Here is a 20,887-nt window from a genome sequence, read left to right on the forward strand (position 1 = left end):
TGTGAGTGAGCCGACCGGGGTGTGGGGGACCCCTGCGGCGTACGGCCTGTTGCTGGTTTTACACTTTCCGGATCCAAGAATGGGCGTACCGGGACGAGTTTGCAAGAAGCCCACGCCGTCCGATACCGGACCGCCACCCTGTGCTCACCCGATGTTCCTCGTCACCACGGGGGCCAGCGGGAAGCGCACCGGGGTGTCCCCGAAGAGGGTGGCGCGGGTCGTGGCCTCGGCCTCGGCCACCGCGCGCACCGCCTCCCCGGCCAGGTCGGCGGGCACGTGCAGCACGACCTCGTCGTGGACGAAGAAGACGATCCCCGCACCCTCGGGCATGTCCGGCAGGCGCTGGCGCAGCGAGGCGAGCAGGACCAGGGCCCACTCGGCGGCGGTGGCCTGGACGACGAAGTTGCGGGTGAACCGGCCCTGGGCCCGGCGGCGGCGCTCGCCGCCGGGCCCGGAGACGGCGGCGGACCAGGCCTCGGGGGCGGGCGAGGTGCGCCCCAGCCAGGAGCGGACGATGCCGCCGCCCTCGCCGGTGCGCGCGGCGGAGTCCACGTACTCCAGGGCGCGCGGGTAGAGGCGGCGCATGGTGGCCAGCAGGGGCGCGGCGTCGCCGGAGGTCTGGCCGTACATGGCCGAGAGCATGCCGATCTTGGCGCGGTCGCGGTCGCCGCCCACGTGCACGGCCAGGCGTGCGTACAGGTCCTCCTCCGCGGCCGCGGCGGCCAGGGCGTCGTCGCCGGAGACGGCGGCGAGCACACGGGGTTCGAGCTGTCCGGCGTCGGCGCGGACGAGGACCCAGCCCGGGTCGGCGTGGACCGCCCCGCGCAGCGACCTGGGGATCTGGAGGGCGCCGCCGCCCCGGGTGGCCCAGCGACCCGACACCACGCCGCCGACCACGTAGTCGGGGTGGAAGCGCCCGAGGACGGTCCCGTCCGGACCGGGGCGCCTGCGCACCCAGGTGTCCAGCCACGCCCAGCCGTTGGCGGAGTGCAGGCGGGAGAGCTCCTTGTAGCGCAGCAGGAGCGGAACGACGGGGTGGTCGATCCTCTCCAGGACCCAGGAGCGGGTGGAGTCGACGGGATGGCCGATCCACGCCATGGCCCGCAGCACCTGCGCGGGGGAGTCGGGGTTGACCTCGCGGCCGACGGCCTCGCCGATGCGGGCGGCGAGGTCGGCGAGGACGGGCGGGCGCTGTCCGGACGGGGGCCGGGGGCCGAGGAGTCCGGTGAGGATCTCGTCGTGGACGTCGGGCCGCCAGGGCAGGCCGTCGTGGCTCATCTCCGCGGCGGCCAGTCCCCCGGCCGACTCCACGGCGGCGAGCAGGCGCATGCGGCCGGGGGCGGAGTCGGGGAGTTCCGCGAGGCGCCGCAGCTGGTCGGCGTGCACCTCGACCAGGGCGGCGAGGCGGTCGGTGCCCGGGGGCAGGGTGGAGCGGTCGGCCTCGAAGAGCGCGGGCTGGGAGTGGGAGGTGCCGCCCTCGCCGAGGGGGCGCACGGGGTCGTCGGGAACGGGAAGCTGGTGCAGGCGGGCCCAGGCGGCACCCAGGGAGCAGGCCTCGCCGTGGCGGGCGTGGTAGCCCAGGAGCAGGGCCTCGGTGAGCGCGGCGTCGTGGCAGCGCGAGACCCGCACCCCGGCGCGGACGAGGTCGGGGTAGACGTCCTCACCGGCCGACCACACCCAGCGGGGCGGCTGGGAGCGGGCGTGCTCGGCCTCGCGCACGGCGGCGGCGAGGTCGCCGACGCGGCGGATCGGGCCGGGGGCCTCGTCCAGTTCCTGGAGCCAGCCGCCGCCCTCGCCGTCGGCGACCACCGCGATCCGCATTCTTCCCAGTGTGTCGCCTTCCTGCGACAGTTCCCCGGATTCGCGCTTCTGTACGGGCTTCGCGCCGGTTCTCGGCCAGCATGGAGCCATGACGGCCACGCCCTTGTCCGAAGTCCGCAACCGCATGTCCGACACCAAGCACGGGGAGGCGGTCGCGGTTCTGGTCGCCCCTGGCGCTCTGGAGGCGTTGGAGGAGACCTTCGACGTCCTGACAAGTCCCAGCCTCCTCCTCCAGCTGGGAGAGTCCCGGGCCGCTCTGGAGGCGGGCGACGCGCTGGACGCCGACGAACTCGCCGCCCTGATGGCGCGACGGAAGAGCCGGGCGTGAACGACGGGGACCGTAGGGACCGCCGGCCGATCGAGCACCGGGCCGACGCCTACCGGCCCCGCGGTACCCCGGGGCGAACCACGTTGGCCAGCCGCTCACCGGCGGCCCAGCGGGCGAGCTGGGCGTCCATGAAGGCGCGGGCCCGCGGGTAGAACGCGGCCGAACCGCCCGCGATGTGCGGGGTGAGGAACACGCCGGGGGCGCTCCACAGCGGGTGGTCCGCGGGCGGGGGCTCGGGGTCGGTGACGTCGAGGGCGGCCCGCACCCGGCCCTTCTCCGCCAGCAGTGCGCCGGTGTCCAGGACCGGGCCGCGGCCCACGTTGACCACGAGCGCGTCGTCGCGCAGCAGGGCGAACTCGCGGGCGCCGAACAGGCCGCGGGTGGCCTCGGTGAGCGGGGTGACCAGGACGACGATGTCGGCCCCGGGCAACAGGGCGTGCAGTTCGTCCACGCCGTGCACGCCCTCGTCCGGACGGGCACGGCTGGCCACACGCACGACCTCGGCCTCGAAGGGCAGCAGGCGGCTCTCGACGGCCTGGCCGATGCTGCCGTAGCCGACGATCACCACGCGCGAGTCGGCCAGGGAGCGCAGCTGGGCGGAGCCCCAGTGGTGCTCCCTCTGCGCGAGCGCCCACCGGGGCAGGTCCCGCTGGGCGGCCAGGATGAGCGCGAGGGCGTGCTCGGCGGTGCTGGCGTCGTGGAGGCCTCGCCCGTTGCACAGGGTCACCCGGTCCGGCAGCAGCGGGAGCACCTGCTCGTACCCGGCGGAGAGGAGCTGGACGACCTCCAGCGACGGCATCCGCGCGATCATGTCGAGCCGCGCGTCGACACCCTGGGTGGAGGGGGTGTAGGGCACCTGGTAGAAGGTGACCTCGTCCAGTCCGCCGTCGGGCGCCGGTCCCCCCGCGTAGAGGTCCACGGTCAGGGAGTCCGGGGCGTTGTCCCTGTTCTGCTCCCACTGCACCAGCGTTCGGCCGCCCATGTCGCGCCGTCCTTCCCCTCGGTCTGTCTCAGGCGCCACCCTAGCGTCCTGGCCGGAACCGTTTCGGGTGTGGTGTGCGGGTTCTCCTCGGTGATCTCGCCCTTGGTGGCGCTGGGGACCGCCGACCGCGCCTCCAGGAGCAGGATCATCCCTGGCGCGCACCGGCGAACCTTCGCGGTCACCGTGCCCACGGGGACCGGTTCAGCCGGTGGCGCGGGTGAGTTCGTAGCAGGCGATGGCCGCCGCGGCGGTGACGTTGAGGGAGTCGACGTCGCGGTCGGCCATGGGGATGTGCACCCGGGCGGTGGCCCGCTCCAGCCAGCGGGAGGAGAGCCCGTCGCCCTCGGTGCCGAGCAGGAGGCCGACCCGGTCGCCGGGCGCGAGGGCGGCCATGGCGTCGCGCAGGGGCAGGGAGCCCTCCCCCGGCGTGAGCGCCATGAGGTGGAACCCGGCCGCGCGCAGGATGTCCAGACCGCCGTACCAGTCGTCCATGCGGGTGTGGGGCAGGGTGAAGACGGCGCCCATGGACACCTTGACCGCGCGCCGGTACAGGGGGTCGGCGCAGCGGGGCGCGAGCACGATCGCGTCCACGCCCAGACCGGCGGCGCTGCGGAAGATGGCGCCCACGTTGGTGTGGTCCACCAGGTCCTCCAGGACCACGATGGTGCGCGCACCGGCCAGGACGTCGTCGAGCGAGGGCAGGGCGCGGCGGTGGAAGGCGGCCAGCGCGCCGCGGTGCAGGTCGAAGCCGACGAGCCGCTCGGCGGTGTCCTCCTCGACCACGTACAGCGGTGCGGAGGAGGCGGCGACCACGTCGTCGAGCGCCTCGGCGCGGCGTTCGGTGAGCAGGAAGCTGCGGGGCTCGAACCCCGCCGCGGCGGCCCGGCGGATGACCTTGTCGCCCTCGGCCATGAACAACCCGTACTCGGCCTCCAGGTGGCGGCGCAGGTTCACGTCGCGCAGGCGGGTGTAGTCGGCCAGGCGCGGGTCCGCGGGGTCACTGACCTTGATGACGTCCATGGGGGACGATTATCGCCGGTCCGCGGAGGTCATGAGCCGAGGAGGCCTTCGGCCGGGGAGAACCCGGTCCGCGGAGCGAAGGCCCCGGACCCGAGGCCGTCCACAGGGACGGCGGGGGGCTGGTGGCGCGGTCGGCGGCGCGGCAGACTGGAGAACGGGGGGACCACCCCCTCCTGTCGGCGGCGCGTGGCGCCCCCGTCAACGAGCGTACGTCCGCGCCACCGCGTCCGAAAGCCCCGATCGCGGCCTGTGGACAAGCGTTCCGCGGACGAGCATCCTGTGGACAAGCGTCCCGTGGACACGGGGGCACCCGGTCCAGCGTCGCCGTCCGTCAGCTGATCTGCTCGGTGAGGGCGCGCAGGCGCTGCCAGCGCGCCTCCTCGCAGGAGCCCTTGCGGGTGAGCGTGGTCTCGATCTCCTGGCCCTCCCAGGTGCCCACGATGGTGGCCTCCTGGGGCCCGTACACCTTGTCGGTGCACACGGTTCCCTCGCGAACCTCGGTGAACAGCAGCGCGCTGCCCGTGTTGACGGCCTCCGTCGGCTCCGTGTCGCCCTCGGCGCCTTCGCCGTCCCCGTCCTCGGCGCCGCCCTCGGCGTTGACCGACTCCTCCTCGACGGTGACCGGCTCGCCGGTGTCGGCGTGCAACTCCTCCGCGGCCCGGGCCAGCTCGGCGCAGGCGGCGGGGTCCTCCTCCAGGTTCCCGGTGCACATCAGCGTCTGCACCCAGGCGCGTCCGCGGTCGCTCACCTGGACCTGGAGACGGCCGCTCGGCCCCTCCTCCACGACTTCCTCGGGCTCGTCCGCGTCGGGGGCCAGGTCCGGGGTCATCGCGGTGGTGGCCTGCACGTCCCGCTGGTCCGGCGGCAGCATCGACGGGCCGACGATCGCCCCGTAGGCGACCGCGCCGAGGCAGCACGCTCCGGCGAGCATGGCGGTGCCGAGAGTGCCTCGGCTCCGGTGTTCACGATGCGATGGGGACATGCCAAAAACCCTCGGGGGTCGGTGTCATGGAACGTCCACTGGGGGGCGTGGGCTGAGTGTGGACGCGGGGCCTAAGCCTAGCGGGGAGCGCCGAGTGGCCCTTGACGGGCACGGTAACAAAGCGATCACCCTGGTCGGGACGGGAAGGGCTTCCTCTCGTGCATTACCAACGAGTAAGGTCCTGGAAAAGTGTCGTTCGCGCCTCATGGTGTGGTTGTTCGTCCTCCATCCCGTGTGACGCCGTCGGATGCGCGGGGGTTCGCACCTCCCTCCGCGGGTGTGCCATATCACCGCGGGGGCGCTGCGCCGCCCCGCCCCGTGTGCCTGCATTGACCCCCCGGAGTGCCCGTGCCCAGTGGACGCCACCGACAGGACTCACCGACCGCCGCGAAGACCCGCCGTGCGGTCGCGTCGCCGCTGGGAACCACCGCGATCGCCGTCGCCCTCATCGCGGTGGCCGCGATCGCGGTACCCGTCGGACTCGACATGCTCGGCTGCGGCGACACCCGCTACCTGCGCGTGTCGGCGACCCAGAGCATCGCGCCCGTACTCCGCGAGGCCGCGGGCGAGTTCAACGACGAGCGCCCCAGCTACGACGGCGAGTGCGTGTACGCGCAGGTGGACGAGATCGCGCCGCACCGCATCATGACCGCCCTGTCCGGCGGCCGCGCGGGCGACTCCACCATCTCCCCGCACGTGTGGGTGCCCGAGTCCTCGGCCTGGGTCGAGCTGACCCGTGTCTCCGGGAGCGGCACGCACCGCATCGACACCGACCCACCCTCGCTGGCCAGCTCACCGGTGGTCCTGGCCTCGCCGCGGGGCACCGAGGGCATGCCCGAGCCCGACGAGGCCGGTTGGCCCCTGGTCCTGCCCGACGAACGCGAACGCCCCCTGGTGATGGTCGACCCCAACCGGGGCGCCGACGGTATGGCCGTCATGCACGCGGTCCGCCGGCACCTGGGCACCGGTGACGACGCCGACACCGCCATGACCGACTTCGTGCGCGACGTGCAGCTCGACAGCGCGTTCGGCGAGATCGACCTCGACACCTTCTACACCTCCGGTCACACCGGTGGCGGGAGCGGCGGGGAAGGCGCCGGAGGGCGCGTAGACCCGCTGATCGCCGTTCCCGAGCAGGCGGTGGTGTCCTACAACGCCGACCGCGCGGAGTCCGCGCCGCTGTTGGAGGCCCACTACCCGACCGAGGGCACCGTCAGCCTCGACTACCCCTACGTCACCACCACCGACGCGGCCTCTCTGCGGTCCGCGGCCGCCGACCTGTACGAGGTGCTGCGCCAGGACTCCTACCGCGCCCGACTCCGGGATCTCGGCTTCCGCGACCCCGGCGGCACCCTGTCCGGTGAGGCCGGTGCGAACGCCGACGGGTTCGGTGTGACCGCCGAGGAGCCGCCCACCCACGACGACCTGACCGGGGACGCCCTGCTGGCATCGGTCACCGACTGGAACCGGCTGTCGATGCCCAGCCGCACCCTGGTGCTCGCCGACACCTCCGCGAACATGGCGGAGGACCTCGACGGGGGCCCGACCCGGATGGAGGTCGCCCAGCAGGCGGCGCTCACGGGCCTGTCGCTGTTCCCCGACGAGACCGACATGGGTCTGTGGCTGATGTCGGACGAGAACGCGAGCGGACGCGACGAGGCCGCGGACATGCATCCCCTGGGCGAGACGGAAGAGGGCGACACCGCCACCCGCCGCCGGGAGCTCATCGGGGTGGCCGAGGGGATCGCCGTCCGAGGCGGCGGCTCGCGCCTCTACGACAACATCCTGGCCGCCTACGACCGGGTGCAGGACGACTACGACGAGGACAAGATCAACAGCGTCATCCTGCTCACCGCCGGGCAGGACGAGGGGTCCAGCGACATCACGCACGCGGACCTGGTGGCGGCGCTCCAGGACCGCTTCGATCCCGAGCGGCCGGTCAGCATGTTCATCATCGCCTTCGGGTCGCGTGAGCAGCAGGTCGCGGAGGAGGAGCTGCGGCGGATCGCGGCCGCCACCAGTGGCTCGCTGTTCGTCACCGACGACCCCGACGAGATCGGCGACATCTTCCTCAGTTCCATCTCACGGCGTCTCTGCGTGCCCAACTGCGACAGCTGACGACCAAGGCCCTTTTTCCGACCGGTGCGGTCTCGATTGGGTATCGGAATCGAATTTCGTTCCGTCTCGTCCGGAAAGGAGAACGCGGGGGAAACGGACGGAATCCCCGAGGTGATCGGCGCTGTGCCCGGGTTCACACCGGCGGAGCCCCGACAGCGCCAACGTGAGAGCGGCACGGTCGGCATTCACCCGGTCTGGACTGTTGAGTACCGTTTCCCACCAGTAACACCCCCCTGTACGCCCCGTCCGTACACCACCCGTGAGGAAAGCTGTGGGACGTCACCGCGGAAGATACGCAGAAGAACCCTCCGGCAGATCCAGACGCCGTCGCGGCCGCGGCGGCGCCTTCGCCGCACTGGCCGCCGCGCTGGTGATCGTGGTCGGTCTCGCCGCGGTGGGCGTCTACGTGTTCGGCCGGTCCGACGGCTGCGGCGGCTCCGACATCGCGCTGGACGTCGCGGTCAGCCCCGAGCTCGCCCCTGCCCTGACCGACGTCGCCTCCGACTTCAACGCGGAGGAGCACCAGGTGGACGGGAGCTGCGTACAGGTACAGGTGCGCCAGGTCGACTCCGCCAACGTCGCCTTCGGCATCACCGGCGCGGGCGCCACCATGGGCGACACCGAGTCCGACGTGTGGATCCCGGACTCCTCCCTGTGGCCGCGCCTGGTCCAGAGCCAGGCGGGCGACGCCGTCATCACCGAGACCGGCACCTCCGTGGCCCGTTCGCCGCTGGTTCTGGCCGAACTCGCCGAGTTCGCCGACGAGAACTCCCCGAGCAGCTGGGCGGAGGTCGTGCCCACCACCGCCCCGGGCCAGGAGTCCGGGCGCACCGTCCGCGTGGTCGACCCCGCCCGCAACGCCACGGGGCTGGGCACCCTCTACCTCCTGCACGACGCGCTGGAGGAGGCCAGCCCCGACACCGCCACGTTCAACGCGCAGATGACCGCGGCCCTCCAGGCCCTGCACCGGGGAGCGTCCTCGGACGAGGAGGCCGCCTTCCTCGCCCTCAGCGGCGGCGCCGCCGAGGCCCCGCCCATGATGGTGATGTCGGAGCAGGCCGTGTGGCGCTACAACGCCGCCCACGGGGACGTCCCCGCCCAGGCCGGCTACATGGGGGGCGGCACCTACTACCTCGACTACCCCTACGTCGTGCGCAGCGAGGAGAGCGGCATCACCCGCGCCGCCGAGGAGTTCCGCGACGCGGTGCGCGGCGAGGACGCGCGGACCCGGCTGCTCGCGGAGGGCTTCCGCGGCCCCGAGGGGCAGATCGACGCCTCCGTGCTCACCGAGGAGGTCGGCTTCGCCGCGGAGCCGCCCACCGAGCTGCCCACGCCCGCGGCGGACTCGATCACCGGGCTGATCCGCACCTGGAACCAGCTCAAGATGGACTCCCGTGTGCTGGCGATCGTGGACATCTCCGGCTCGATGCTGGCCGAGGTGCCCGGAACCGGGATGACCCGCATGCAGGTGACCAGCGCCGCCGCCACGCAGGGCCTGGAGATGTTCACGCCCAGTTCGGAGCTGGGCCTGTGGGAGTTCTCCACCAACGTCAACAACGACCTGCACTACCAGGAGATCGCGCCGATCCGCGAGCTCCAGGCGGCCGCCGACGACGGCACCGCGCACCGGGACGTCCTGGCGGGCGCGCTGGCCTCGCTCCAGCCCCTGCCTCAGGGGGACACGGCGCTGTACGAGACCTACCTGGCGGCCTACCAGGAGATGTCCCGTACGTACCAGCCGGACCGGACCAACGTCATCCTCATGCTGACCGACGGCGACAACGACAACCCCGGCGGTCTGGGGCTGGACGAGCTGATGACCCAGATCGAGTCCCTGGCGAGCCCGTCGCGGCCGATCCCGGTCATCACGATCGCGTTCGGACCGGACGTGCAGAACCTGGAGCCGCTCCAGGAGATCGCCGCGGCCACCGGCGGCGCCGCCTACATGACCGAGGACCCCACCGAGATCGGTGAGATCTTCCTCCAGGCGTTCTCCCTGCGGATCTCCGAGGACACCGAGCAGACCGAGGGCGCCGAGCAGACCACGGAGTAGCCCGACCGGTGTCCGGGCCCGCGGCCCGGACGCCTCCCCTTTCCCACGCGGCTCCGGCCCCTTCCCATGGGACTGCGACGGACGGTGACAAGTCCCTGTCCTCCGGGTGAGGGGCTCTGGACTTCTCCGTGGCGTTGGCGTACTCAGAGAGGAGTCGGGGGTGCTCCCGCGGTGCCGGGGGCCCGGAACACGACGACCGGATGGGGGAAGGCCATGACGGAGGCGTGGATGCCCGGCGCCGAGAGGTTCGGCGGTGGGACGAGCACCCGGACACCCCCCGGGATCGGCGCTCCGCGCGCCGTGTGGACGGTGACGGGATCGGACCCCGGGTCCTGGTCCGCGCGCGAGGAGGCGCAGCGGCTGGTGAACGAGGAGCGCGCGGCGCACCTGGTGTGGAACCCGCTGACCGGCGACGTGGTCCAGACCCTGGCCGCGACCTGCCGCGGGCGCCTGCACCTGGGCAGCACCCGCCAGTACGAGCTGTACCTCGACCACGGCCGCGAGGGACGGGTGTGCCTGGTGGTGGCGGTGGTGTCCTCGTGGGAGGTCCCCTTCACCGAGGGCCCGATGCGCGGTCTGTCCCCGATCCTGACGTGGCTGGACTCCTGGGGGGTGGAGCGGGTCTGGCGCGCGGACTCTCCGGGACCGGCGGCGGAGACCGTGGGGGCGAGGAGCACGGAAACGAGGACCACGGTGACAGGGACCGCGGAGGCGAGGACCGCGGAGGCGGCGGCACACGCCGCGACGGCGCCGCACGCCGCCGAGACCACGCGTGCGGCACTGACGGCGCGCGCGTGGGCCAGGGGCGGGCACTTCGGACACGACCAGGTCCCCGGCTCCTCCGCCAAGGGCCCCGGAAGGCTGGACACCGCGCGGTTGTTGGCCACCGGCCTCGTCCCGCCGCCGAGCGGTCCGATCGCTCCCGCCGAGCCGCGGTCCTCCGCGATGAGGTGAGTACGCGACGGCGGGAGAAAAATGGTCCAGGTGTTCTGACCACCGGTAATCGGACACCACTGGTTCATCGCCGTTCCGCAACCCTTTAGTCTGTCGCCCATGGGTGGATCTATCGAGCCGGGTTGGTACGCGGACCCGCAGGGCGACGCGCAAACGCTCAGATGGTGGAACGGCAGCGAGTGGACACGGCATACCCGTTCCCTGAGCGAACTCCGGGGCGGTGGCGATCCGGGTGAGGAGGAGGCCGCGACCACCCACCTGGGCGGATCCGGACAGGGCGCCCCCGCCTCCGGCGAGGAGGACCCCGGAACGGTGCGGCTGGGCCCCTCCCAGTCGCAGTCGCAGTCGGCGGCACCGATCGACGACGAGCCCAGCACCATGCGAATCAACCCCGCCTGGGCGCAGGGATCCCCCCAGCAGGACACCACCCCGCCGTCCCCCCAGCCCCCGATCGACGACGAGCCCAGCACGATGCGGATCAACCCCGCCTGGGCGCAGGGTTCCTCCCCTTCCGATTCTCCTTCCTCCCCCGCCTCACCGCCCTCCGGCGCCCCCGTCGACGACGAACCCAGCACCATGCGCATCAACCCGTCCTGGGCGCAGGGCGGCGATGATGAGGAGCCCACCGCCGACCTGGGCGGCACGGGCGCCACGATGCGCGTCGACCCGGCCGACCTCCCGGGCCGCGGCGGTGGCCCCGGGTCGGACGACGGACAGGACGGTCCCGGGGCGACCATGCGGGTCAGCCCGTCCGACCTCCCCCGGCGCGACGAGGACGAACTGCCCACCGCCGACCTCACCGACGACGAGATCCCCACGTCCAACCTGACCGACGACGACCTGGGTGGGGAGGCGCCGCGCACCGCGGTGTTCGACCCGGGTGGTCCCGGCGTTCCCGATGCTGCTGGTGCTCCCGGGTCGGCTGGGTCGGCGGGATCCCCGGGTGAGGCCCCGCGCACCGCGGTGTTCGACCCGGGCGACCCCGCGCTCCCGGGCGGCGGGACCTCCGGCACGGCCGTGTTCGACCCGGGCGACCCGGCCTTCTCCGGAAGCGGGGCCTCCGGAGGCGGGACCGCCGGTACCGCGGTGTTCAACCCCTCGGGCGGCGAGCACTCCGGAACCGCCGTGTTCGACCCGGGCGACCCCGCCTTCTCCGGAGGCACGGACGAGGGGGACAGGAAGGGCGGCAAGTTCAACAAGTTCCTGGGCAGCCTCAAGGAGGGCTGGTCCGACCTGTCCGAGGAGCGCAAGGAGCAGCGCCGCCACTTCGAGGAGGAGGCCGCCAAGCGGCGCGAGGAGGAGCGGATCCGCAGGGAGGCCGAGCTCCAGGAGGAGGCCAGGCGCCGGGAGGAGGAGGCCCGGCGTCGCGCCGAGGAGCAGCCCCCGGGTGCGCAGGCCCCGGGCGCCGCTGCCGCTGCCGCCGCCGGTTCGGCGCTCGGCGCGCAGCCGGGAGCCCCGTGGCCCCCGTCCGGCCAGCCCGACCAGTCTGGTCAGCCCGGACAGCAGCCCTCCGAGCAGCAGACCCCGGGCCAGCAGGCCTCGGGACCGCAGTCCCCCGCCCAGCCGTTCCCCGGCGCCCAGCAGCCCACGCACCAGCCTCCCGGTGCGCACCAGCCTCCGGGCTTCCCGCCCGCCGCGCAGCCGCCCTCCGGCCCCCAGCAGGGACACTCCGTCCCGCCCGCGGCCCCGTCCGGACCGCAGCAGGGCATGTTCTCGCCCCAGCGCCAGGCGGGACCGCAGCACCCGCCGTCGGGACCCCAGGCCGGTTACCGCCAGCCCCCGCCACCCCAGCAGGGCGGCTTCGGCCCGCCCGGGTACCCACCCCAGCAGCAGATGGGCGGCCCGAACTCTCCGGGGCGTCCGCCGCAGGGCATGCCCCCGAACGCTCCGCCGCCCGGGCAGCGGATGAACCGGCCGGGCCCGCCGCCCGGTTACCCGCCGACCCCCGGCCCCATGGCCAACGCTCCCGGCGGGCAGCCGCCGATGGGCGGACACCCGGGAGGTCCGCAGTGGGGTCAGCCGGGTCCGGGACAGCCCCCCGGTCCGGGGCAGCCCTACCAGCAGCACCGCCCGCAGAAGCCCAAGAAGAAGCGGGGATGCAGGAACTGCGGCTGCGGCTGCTTCACCTTCCTGCTCATCCTGCTCGTCGTCCTGGTCCTGGGCTACCTCCAGTTCTGGGGCGTGTGGGACTGGATGTACGAGATCTTCAACGTCGGTGAGCCGCCCGGCGTCTCGGACGCCTGGATCTGGGACTGACCCGGATTCCCAGGGGCGGTCGGACACACTCCGGCCGCCCCTTCGTCATCCCCCGGGGCTCCCCGCAACCCCTAAGCTGACCGGTATGAATGACAGTTTGGTGTGGATTGACTGCGAGATGACGGGGCTGGACTTCGAGAGCGACGCGCTGATCGAGGTGGCCTGTCTGATCACCGACGGCGAGCTCAACATCCTCGACGAGGGCGTGGACGTCGTGATCAGACCGCCGCAGGCCGCACTGGACCGCATGGGGGACTTCGTCCGCGACATGCACACCACCTCCGGCCTGCTGGAGGAGCTGGACAAGGGCGTGAGTCTCCAGGAGGCCGAGGACCTCGTCCTGGAACACATCCACCAGTACGTGACCGAGCCGCGCAAGGCTCCGCTGTGCGGCAACTCGATCGCCACCGACCGCACCTTCCTGGCCCGTGACATGAAACGCATCGACGAGTTCCTGCACTACCGGATGGTCGACGTGTCCTCCATCAAGGAGCTGCTGCGCCGCTGGTACCCGCGCGTGTACTACGCGAGCCCGGAGAAGAACGGCGGGCACCGGGCGCTCGCCGACATCACCGAGAGCATCCACGAGCTGCGCTACTACCGTGCCGCGGCCTTCGTGCCCGAGCCCGGCCCGAACTCGACCACCGCCCGCGCCATCGCCGCCGACGTGGTGGCCGGGGGCACCGGCACGCGGGCGCGCGAGGAGGCCGCCGGAGACGACGCGGCGGAAAACTGATCGAAGCACTCCCCGGAGTCCGCTAAGCTTTCATACGTACGCGGGGCCGAGAGGTTCAGCGCACGTGGTGGGTGTAGCTCAGCCGGTAGAGCACTTGGTTGTGGTCCAAGAAGTCGCGGGTTCAAGTCCCGTCACTCACCCCAGAGGCTTAAGCCCCTGACCAGCGGAAACGCATAGTGGTCAGGGGCTTTCGCGTTGTCGGGGGGTCAGCACCAGCGGGTGCACGGGGGTAAAGGTTCACCCGGTGAGTGTGCACCACCCATCCCGTCACTCACTACCGGGCAAAGGGCGCCCCCGGGTGCACGGACCGGAGGCCTTCAGGCTGACATCCCACACTCCGAGAGCACAAGGCCACGCCCTCGCAGCGCCGCCTTCACTCCCCCGACTGATTCCGCACTCCCCGCCTCCCACGAGTCTGTTCTCGAAGGTCTTGTCCAAGAGCCGATGGAATGCGCGGGTGGCGCTCAGCCCTCCCGCGGCCAGTTCTGGAGAGCGGCGCGGGCGAACAGCCTCCCCTGGGGGGTCGGCCGTGCGTCCATGCCCCGCTCCGTCAGTGCCCCGAGGAAGGTGAGCACGGTGTGGGAGTCACGGACCAGACCGAACACCTCGCCCGGCGACGGCACCCCGTCCGGCGTGGTGTGGTTCCGCCACCCCAGCGCCGCCATGGCCCGGCCCGTCGCCGCGAGGACGTCGTCTCCCCCGGCCACCGCGAGCAGCAACAGCAATCCTCCCTGGTCGTATCCCGTCCTGTCCTCATCCGCAGGCATCCGCTCCGCCAGCTGGGTCCACAACGCGACCGGGTCCCCGTCCACTTTCCGTCCGGCCGGGGTACGCATCAGCTTTCCCCGGTAGCGGCGCAGCAGCTTCATCCGCTGCGCCGTCTCCCGGAACACGCGGACGGGCACGGTCTGGTCCTCGCGGTTGAGCTTGCCGACCCAGTCGCCGCGCAGGCCGAGCACGTCGGCGGAGGCCTCCACATCAGCGGGTTTGAGGTATCCCATCTGGGTGAGCGGCAGCCCTTCGGCCCCCGCGTGTTCGAGCAACCAGGCGTAGGGCGCGGTCATCCGGCGAGCGGCGGCCTCATCGACCTGCGCCGGTTCCGTCAGCCCGGCGCGGTCGACCATGGCGGCCAGCAGCTCTTCCGCCTCCGGCCCCTGGTAGGAGGCATCGATGAGAAGGTCGGCGACCGGACCGGGAAGAAGGGGTGTTCCCCGCTCCTCCCCGGCCGACGACAGCTCCCTCTCGGCCGGGCCGGTCTCGGGGAACAGCCGCCGCAGCCTCTTGTCCACCTTGTCCCGGTCGAACGGCTTCGGCGCCCAATGAGTGGGGTCGTCGTCCTCCCCGTACGCGGCGCGGTATTCGGTCACCGCCTCGGTATGGTGCGGGTGCTCCGGGTCGTTGACGGCCTCCCAGAACTCATACTGGTACGGCCCTCCGGAGTCGTCCACAGGTGAGGCGCGCCGCCCGTCCGCGCATCTCGCCCGGGGTGTGTCGGCGGTCAACGGGGCGGTGTCCCGGAGGGTGAGAGCCAGCTCCCAGTCGTCGCCGAAGTCGTACAGGTAGAAGAGCCGGTCGCCCTTGCGTTCCAGGACCTCGTCGAGCCGGACGTTCTCCTCGGCGATTCCCCGCTCGCCTTCGTCCACGTCGTAGGGGGACAGGAAATACGTCGTCTTCCGGTCGTAGAAGCGCTTACCGCCCTTGCCGAAGTTGTGCAGATGGCTGTTATCCCAGCCGAACGCGGTCTGCAGGATGTCGTGTACCTCATCCAGGTACAGATCGTAGGCCAGTTCCAGAAGGCGCCACACCGGCGGTGAAGTGTGGGAGAGCTCGACCCGGACCGTGTACAGGGCAGGCTCGCCGCGTCGGGGGAACAGGGTCGGTGTGGTGGGTCCGTACATACCCGCGACGTTACCGAATGGGAATGGACCGTGCCGGGCGTTCGACCAGTATCCGACGCGTCTGCGTCTACGTCTACGGGGAGCCTTCCTCTAGGCTGGGCCCCGTCCCGACCAGCCGACAGCGGAGCCCGACTTGCATATCGAACGTGTGAGCGTCGACGGTGTCCGGGGGTTCCACGGTCCCACCTCCGCCGAGGATCTGGAGTTTCCCCTCCCCTCTGAAGACCACGGCAGCTGGACCGTGCTCGCCGGCCGCAACGGTTCCGGCAAGACGACACTGCTCCGCGCCATCGCCCTCGGTCTGGTCGGCCCGTCCTACGCGCGTAGCCTCGTCCCCGACTTCGAGCACTGGGTCACTCAGGGGGCGGACTCCGCGACGGTCTCCACCACCATCGCCCCCGGCTCATGGGACACCTACACGGGCCCGGGACGCACACCGGAACGTTCCTTCACCGGTGTGATGCGGTGGCGCCGGAGCGAGTCGGCCCGCGGCGGCTCCCGCGTCACAGGCCCGGAGGACATGACGGAGGGCCGTGACACCCGCCTTCCCGGCCGAGGGCCGTGGGCGGAAGACAGCAGCGGCTGGTTCGTCGCCGGGTACGGACCCTTCCGCCGGCTCGAAGGGGGCGCTTCTCCGGCACAGCGCCTGACAATGAGTCCCGGACCTGTCTCACGCCTGGCCAGCCTCTTCAACGAGGACGTCTCGCTGTCCGAGTCCATCGAATGGCTGAAGGACCTGCACCTACGACAGCTTGAGGGCCGTGACAGAGCTGAGGGGCGTCTGGTGTTTGTCACGGACATGCTCAACGACGGCCTGCTCCCCGGCGGCTTCCGCGTCGAACGGGTGGACGCCGACGGCCTGTGGGTGAGCGACGGCACCCACGTGTCCGCGCTGCCCGAGCTGAGCGACGGATACCGAACGGTCACCGCCCTCGTTCTCGATCTGGTCCGACAGGTCTTCTCGGCCGAGGGGGATGACGCACTGGAATACTCGGAGAGTCGTGCGGGCCGCACTCCCGTGGTGATCCTTTCCGGGGTCGTGCTCATCGACGAGATCGACGTTCATCTGCACGTGAGCTGGCAGAAGGCGATCGGCGGCTGGCTCAAACGCCACTTTCCGAGCACTCAGTTCATCGTCTCGTCCCACAGCCCCTACATCTGCCAGAGCGCCGACCCAGGCGGGCTGATCCGGCTGCCTGGAACGAACGAGGAGACCGCACCGCACGCCGTACCGGACGAGCTGTACCAACGCGTCGTCTTCGGAAGCGGTGACGACGCCCTGCTCACCGACCTGTTCGGAATCGATTCCCCCTACTCCGAGCAGGCGGACGAGAAGCGGGAACGGCTCTCGGGGCTGGAGACCCGTGTGCTCCGCGATCTCGCGTCCCCCCAAGAGAAGGAGGAGTACGACGAGCTGCGTCGCATGCTCACGAGTTCCCTGACGGCACGGGTGGACGAGGTCTCCGCACGGCTGGACCGGTACTGAGGTGATCAGGCTTCGGCGCACCGATCCGCCCGGCGAACTCGCCTCCAAGCTCGACGCCCGCACCCGGCGACTGGGGAGCGCGGGCGCCGACACGGCCCGTCGGCGTTGGAAGAGCGCTCGCGACTTGCGGGCGCTGTTGCGAGAGGAGCTGTCCCGGTTCGCCGCGGGATTGGACCGGTGCATGTACTGCGGGGACAACGTCGGAACGGACGTCGACCACGTCGAGCCGATCACCCGGGCGCCCGGCCGCACGTTCGACTGGCTCAACCACCTGCTGGCGTGCTCGCGCTGCAACAGCCAGGCCAAAGGCTTCGCGTTCCCCCTCGACCAGCACGGCGTACCCCTGCTGATCGATCCGACGGCCGAGGACCCCTACGACCACCTGGAGCTGCGGCTGTCGGTCGGACGCTACATACACCTCACTGAGAAAGGCCGTGTCACGATCGAGCTGCTCCGGTTGAACCGGGCGGAGCTCGAACGCGGCCGGGCCTTCGCTTTCGTGCGGACGTCCTCCATGCTGCGGGACGTCTCGCACCTGGTCGAGGGCGGGCGGGCCGACCTCGCGAAGACCGTCATGGAGGCTCTGCGCGGCCAGCCCTTCGTGGACGTGCTGCACGCGATGCTGCGGTTGCGGGGATTGCCTGGAGCGCAGGCTGTTCTGGGCGGCCCGGAGGTCCTCCGTGCGCTGGAGCTCCTCGCCGCACACGACAAGTGATCTTACCTATGTTCGATGGCGTCGATCGTGGAGCCGTCCGGGTCACAGGTGCTCGGGGAACCAGGCGAACTCGTCACGGCTGAGAGACCGAGCGCGACGGGTGGGAGCTGTCCGGCGGCAAGATCGAGATCGGCGAGAACCCGAGGGGGCCCGACCCGCGAGATCGAGGAGGAGACCGGCTGGCACGTTCATGCGGCCGAGATCCTCGACTCGTGTATGCACCACATCACCCAGGTGGAGCGGGGCGGCAGAGGTGTCAACGCCGCACCACCCTCTGGCGACCAGGCTGCGGACGGACATTGACCAGGGAAATTCGTTCGTAAGCGCCCTCCTCCAAAAGGACTGGGCGCAACCCGGCGATCCCGATCGTGGCCGGGAAACGGTACAACTGGGAAGCCGAACCGGGCGCTGCCGGAGAGACCCCCTCACAAGAAACGTCACCACATGACCGATCACAGCCCCTACGTCGGACGGGTGTACGCGGCCTTGTCCAGGTCGATGAGTCTGCGCAGCCTGGAGATCGGCCGCACGACTACGAACCGCTGGGCGCGTGCGCGTCTGCGCTCCCCCTTCCCCAAGGGCATTCGCGGCGGATCCGTCGAGTGGAGCGACGATGCCGGTTGGTCGCTGCTCCTGTCCGTCCTGGACGAACCGGAGCAGCGGTACTGGCTGAACCTCGCTCCGGTCGCCGGTGTGTCCGTTGTCGCGGACTGGGCTCTCCAACTGGTCGAGGAAGTCCGGACTCCGCACGCGGGCCTCCTGTTCTCCCTGGTGGATCTCCACACGAAAAGGGTGTCGCACACCGAGCCGCCGGAGAAGGTGGACCGGGAGCTTGCGGCCTACGAAGATCCGGCCAAGCGGTACGGCGGGTTCTGGGCGAACGGGCAGCTCCCCGTGGAGAAACCACAGGAGCCCGAGACCAGAGTCGCCGCCCTCTCGCTCACCGACGTGATGCACGACTTCCTGAGCCGGGACGGAATCGACAGCGGCCAGTACGCCGTGCGCGGAGCCCACGAAAAATGGAAGCGTGGGACGTATCTTGGCCTGTTCATCGACGAACGGGCCGGTCGGGACGCGCGGACCGTTCTGGGGCTGGGAACGGTGGCTCCCGCGGGCAAGTCCGGGACCTTCGAACGCAAGGTCGAGATCTCCCATTACGCCCGCCTGTCGCAACCGGTCCCCCTGGAGCTCTTCTCCGATCTGGGCAAGGTCGTCAAGGAGTCCTTCGACCGCAACCGGAATCTGACCCCGGTGGCCGGGCAGAAGATCCTGGCGAGGCTGACCGACAGGTCGCCCGAGGCCGCCCGGCGCATCGCATGGCTCGAAGAGCAGATCAGGCTGGAGGAGCCCGCTACCGAGGACCGTCCGGTCCGGCCGCTGGAACGCGACGCGCTCGGTGTGCTCTTCGAGGCCTTCGACATCGAACGGGAGCACCTGCTGAGCTGGCGTAGGAAGAGCGAGGCCGATCCGTTCCTCACGGGACTCGCCGGTACCCGGAAAGGGGGCCGGTTCAACCCGCAGGAGAAGTGGCAGGTGGACTTCGACGCCACCAACTTCCCCGGCTGGAGGTTCCACAACACCGATCACGTGGCCTGGCGCAGGTTCGAGAACAAGTACGGGTCCAGGTCCCTGCTGGTGGCCAATATCGACCGCACGCCCGCGGAGACCAAGACCGGCGTGGACCTGGTCTACTACAACCCCCACGGCGGCAACTTCGTCATGCTCCAGTACAAGACGATGCGCCAGACCGAGGAGGGCCTGTACAGCAGCATCGACGAGCGGTTCCTCACACAGATCAAGCGCATGCGCGAGCTGGACGAGAAGACCCGCGACACCACGCCCCGGCACCCGGACATCCGCCTCGTCGACACCCCGTGCTTCATCAAGCTGTGCGCTCCCCAGACGCGCATGTCAGCGGGTACCGAACTCATCTCGGGCATGTACTTCACTCGTGAACACTTCGAGATCCTCCACGAACACACCGAGGACCTCGGGCACAGCACGGGCAAGCGGATCCGCCAGGCCTCGATTCCCCGGTACCTGACCGGCACCGACTTCATCTCCCTTATGTCCAACGGCTGGCTGGGCAGCCGAGGCACGGGAACCGAGCAGTTGTACGAACAGCTCGACCTCTCGCTGGCCGAGGGCAGGTCAGTCATGTTGGGGACGCATACGGACGGGCTTCCCCTGATGAACCACAGCTCGGGGCAGTGGCAGGAGAACTTCTGACTCCAAACCAAGGAGAAACAGGTCTAAAATTTCTGATAAGCGGCCTTATCAAGGAATCAACTGCAATCCGGCCGATGGGCTCTCTATGGTGATGGCCATCGCGTTTCACCCGCTGCCCGCGTTTCCCGGGCGGCTCCTGGAACGCGGTGGTCCCATCCTCTTCGTAGACCGTTGATCCGGTCTGCGCTCTTCCCTTAGAGGAATCACCGTGAACACCATGCTCATTATCGCCCTCCTCACAGCGACGGCCGCGGTCTTCGCCGCACTCGGCTACCTGTTCGCCCGTCACCGCTCCGAGTCCCGGAACCGCCATCACAGCGACGAGCGGAACCGACTGCGAACGGACCTGAAGGTCGCCGAGGAACAGCGCGACCAGGCCCATGCCCAGGCCGAGACGCTGCGCACCGAGCGCGACGAAGCCCAGAGCGCGCATCGCGAACGGGAGACCGCCGCGACCGAACAGAACGCCAGGTTGGAAGCCGCGTCCGGGCGGATCGGCGCGTTGGAGGCCGAACTCGACGCCGCCCGGGGCCAGAACCAAAGGGCCGCCGCCGATGCGGGGGGACTGAGGAAGTCCCTTGACGAGAGTCGGCAGCGGATCCGCGACCTGGAGGGGGACCTGACCACCGCCGAAAGAAACAGGGTGGCGCTGGCGACGGTGGCCGACCAGCGGAAGGAACTCATCGACGAACACAAGGCCGTCATCGAGAAGCTGCGCACCGAGCATGCGGAACTGGAGAAGCGGCAGGCCGAGGTGTGAAGTTGCTTCGGTTCGGTTGACACCTGTGAGCTGGGGTTTTACGCGGCCTGAGACAGCGTTGCGAGCTCTTGCTGAAGGGCCTGGATATGGCGACGTTCATACTCGGCGGGGCTGAGCTGGCCGTTCGCCGAATGCCGCCGCCAGGGGTTGTAGAACCCCTCGATATAGGAGAACACCTCCCGCTCGGCATCGGCCCGGGTGGCGAACCGGGTCCGGTCGATCAGCTCGGTCTCCAACGACGCGAAGAAGCTCTCGGTGACCGCGTTGTCAAAGCACGACCCGGTCCGTCCGGTCGAGGGACTGATGCCCGCCTCCTCACAGCGGCGACCAGTTGAATCCACCTTGCGACCCCTTGTCGGAGTGGTGGACCAGGCCCGGGGCGGGGCGGCGGGCGGTCACCGCCATGGCCAGCGCGTCGCAGACCAGCTCAGCACGCATATGCTGGGCCATCGCCCACCCGACGATGCGGCGGGAGAACAGGTCCATGACCACCGCCAGGTAGAGCCACCCCTGATCGGTGGGTACGTAGGTGATGTCGGCGGTCCGCTG

The 20,887-nt window shown here is 70.8% G+C and carries 15 protein-coding genes, 1 tRNA gene and 1 pseudogene; 11 read left to right on the top strand and 6 right to left on the bottom strand.

The genetic code is table 11. The features are described 5' to 3' along the window. Nucleotides 1-144 precede the first annotated feature (144 nt). Complete coding sequence (locus tag ACSIH6_RS03520) at nt 145-1,821, bottom strand: bifunctional 3'-5' exonuclease/DNA polymerase (protein ID WP_435106506.1); 1,677 nt, start codon at nt 1,819-1,821, stop codon at nt 145-147. Between the two features lie 88 nt (nt 1,822-1,909). Between ACSIH6_RS03520 and ACSIH6_RS03525 the strand changes: the two genes are divergently transcribed. Then, nucleotides 1,910-2,149, top strand: a complete 240-nt coding sequence (locus ACSIH6_RS03525) for a prevent-host-death protein (RefSeq protein ID WP_435106509.1) — start codon at nt 1,910-1,912, stop codon at nt 2,147-2,149. Nucleotides 2,150-2,198: 49 nt separating this feature from the next. Here the strand turns inward: ACSIH6_RS03525 and ACSIH6_RS03530 are convergent, their stop codons facing one another. The 3 genes from ACSIH6_RS03530 to ACSIH6_RS03540 form a co-directional block, all read right to left on the bottom strand. Next, a complete protein-coding gene (locus ACSIH6_RS03530; RefSeq protein ID WP_435106511.1) occupies nt 2,199-3,131 on the bottom strand; it encodes a 2-hydroxyacid dehydrogenase in 933 nt (310 codons plus the stop codon). 201 nt (nt 3,132-3,332) lie between these two features. Then, complete coding sequence (locus tag ACSIH6_RS03535) at nt 3,333-4,151, bottom strand: TrmH family RNA methyltransferase (RefSeq protein ID WP_435106514.1); 819 nt, start codon at nt 4,149-4,151, stop codon at nt 3,333-3,335. Nucleotides 4,152-4,482: 331 nt separating this feature from the next. After that, the gene (locus tag ACSIH6_RS03540; RefSeq protein WP_435106516.1) at nt 4,483-5,133 is read right to left on the bottom strand and encodes a hypothetical protein; all 651 of its coding nucleotides are present in this window, start codon (nt 5,131-5,133) and stop codon (nt 4,483-4,485) included. 348 nt (nt 5,134-5,481) lie between these two features. Between ACSIH6_RS03540 and ACSIH6_RS03545 the strand changes: the two genes are divergently transcribed. From ACSIH6_RS03545 to ACSIH6_RS03570, 6 genes are all read left to right on the top strand, one after another. After that, nucleotides 5,482-7,251 (top strand): substrate-binding domain-containing protein, encoded by a 1,770-nt coding sequence (locus tag ACSIH6_RS03545; protein WP_435106519.1) that lies wholly within the window; start codon nt 5,482-5,484, stop codon nt 7,249-7,251. A 271-nt stretch (nt 7,252-7,522) separates the two neighbouring features. Continuing rightward, the gene (locus ACSIH6_RS03550) at nt 7,523-9,304 is read left to right on the top strand and encodes a substrate-binding domain-containing protein (protein WP_435106521.1); all 1,782 of its coding nucleotides are present in this window, start codon (nt 7,523-7,525) and stop codon (nt 9,302-9,304) included. A gap of 213 nt (nt 9,305-9,517) precedes the next feature. After that, nucleotides 9,518-10,258 (top strand): hypothetical protein, encoded by a 741-nt coding sequence (locus ACSIH6_RS03555; protein WP_435106523.1) that lies wholly within the window; start codon nt 9,518-9,520, stop codon nt 10,256-10,258. 99 nt (nt 10,259-10,357) lie between these two features. After that, on the top strand, nt 10,358-12,514 hold the full coding sequence (locus ACSIH6_RS03560; RefSeq protein ID WP_435106525.1) for a DUF2510 domain-containing protein: 2,157 nt from the start codon (nt 10,358-10,360) through the stop codon (nt 12,512-12,514). 85 nt (nt 12,515-12,599) lie between these two features. Continuing rightward, nucleotides 12,600-13,250 (top strand): oligoribonuclease, encoded by a 651-nt coding sequence (gene orn / locus ACSIH6_RS03565; RefSeq protein ID WP_435106527.1) that lies wholly within the window; start codon nt 12,600-12,602, stop codon nt 13,248-13,250. A gap of 67 nt (nt 13,251-13,317) precedes the next feature. Further along, nucleotides 13,318-13,393, top strand: a tRNA-His gene (locus ACSIH6_RS03570). A 321-nt stretch (nt 13,394-13,714) separates the two neighbouring features. Here the strand turns inward: ACSIH6_RS03570 and ACSIH6_RS03575 are convergent. Then, nucleotides 13,715-15,148 (bottom strand): plasmid pRiA4b ORF-3 family protein, encoded by a 1,434-nt coding sequence (locus ACSIH6_RS03575; RefSeq protein WP_435106529.1) that lies wholly within the window; start codon nt 15,146-15,148, stop codon nt 13,715-13,717. 133 nt (nt 15,149-15,281) lie between these two features. Between ACSIH6_RS03575 and ACSIH6_RS03580 the strand changes: the two genes are divergently transcribed. The 4 genes from ACSIH6_RS03580 to ACSIH6_RS03595 all read left to right on the top strand — a co-directional run bounded on the left by ACSIH6_RS03580 (nt 15,282) and on the right by ACSIH6_RS03595 (nt 20,338). Next, a complete protein-coding gene (locus tag ACSIH6_RS03580) occupies nt 15,282-16,634 on the top strand; it encodes an AAA family ATPase (RefSeq protein ID WP_435106531.1) in 1,353 nt (450 codons plus the stop codon). Between the two features lies 1 nt (nt 16,635). Then, nucleotides 16,636-17,349 carry an HNH endonuclease gene (locus ACSIH6_RS03585; protein WP_435106533.1) on the top strand — a complete coding sequence of 238 codons (714 nt, stop codon included), beginning with the start codon at nt 16,636-16,638 and terminating at the stop codon, nt 17,347-17,349. A gap of 444 nt (nt 17,350-17,793) precedes the next feature. Further along, nucleotides 17,794-19,578, top strand: coding sequence for a hypothetical protein (locus ACSIH6_RS03590; protein ID WP_435106535.1), 1,785 nt, complete (start codon nt 17,794-17,796; stop codon nt 19,576-19,578). Nucleotides 19,579-19,786: 208 nt separating this feature from the next. Then, nucleotides 19,787-20,338, top strand: a complete 552-nt coding sequence (locus ACSIH6_RS03595) for a hypothetical protein (RefSeq protein ID WP_435106537.1) — start codon at nt 19,787-19,789, stop codon at nt 20,336-20,338. Nucleotides 20,339-20,376: 38 nt separating this feature from the next. Here ACSIH6_RS03595 and ACSIH6_RS03600 read toward each other — a convergent pair. Beyond that, nucleotides 20,377-20,887, bottom strand: a pseudogene (locus tag ACSIH6_RS03600) (IS3 family transposase); the annotation flags it as partial.

The organism is Nocardiopsis synnemataformans (assembly GCF_965343085.1).
Taxonomy (GTDB): domain Bacteria; phylum Actinomycetota; class Actinomycetes; order Streptosporangiales; family Streptosporangiaceae; genus Nocardiopsis; species Nocardiopsis alborubida.